We start from the raw sequence: 583 nt of genomic DNA on the forward strand, positions 1-583 counted from the left end.
CACCGACGCCGCCGGTAACACCGGTACCGCGACAGACACCGAAGGCTATAGCGTCGACGTCACCGCACCTGTGCCGACCATCACCCTCGACGCCAACATTACTGCCGATGACGTGATCAACATCGCTGAGTCCACTCAGCAGATCCCAGTCACCGGTACTGTCGGTGGCGATGCCAAGGTCGGTGACACCGTCACCCTGACCATCAATGGCAAGCAATTCACTGGGCTGGTAACCAATACCAACGGCACGCTGGGCTTCAACATCAATGTCCCCGGCGCCGACCTGGTTGCCGATGCCGGCAAAACCATCAATGCCAGCATCAGCACCATCGATGCTGCCGGCAATATCGGTACTGGCACCGCGTCCGAAGGTTATAGCGTCGACGTCACCGCTCCGGTACCGACCATTACGCTCGATGCCAATATCACCGCCGACGACGTAATCAACATTGCAGAGTCGAGCCAACAGATCCCGGTCACCGGTACCGTCGGCGGCGACGCCAAGATTGGCGATACCGTCACCCTCACAGTGAATGGTAAGAGCTTCACCGGTCTGGTAACCAATGCCAACGGCACCCTTGGT

Annotated in this window: 1 protein-coding gene; it reads left to right on the forward strand. The window is 59.0% G+C overall.

Annotated features, from left to right (window positions below; translation table 11 throughout):
• A partial coding sequence (locus tag PVA39_RS23215) for an Ig-like domain-containing protein (RefSeq protein ID WP_274126070.1) occupies positions 1 to 583 on the forward strand: 583 nt, incomplete at both ends.

Origin of the sequence: Pseudomonas sp. CNPSo 3701, from assembly GCF_028674975.1 — a bacterium.
Classification (GTDB): domain Bacteria; phylum Pseudomonadota; class Gammaproteobacteria; order Pseudomonadales; family Pseudomonadaceae; genus Aquipseudomonas; species Aquipseudomonas straminea.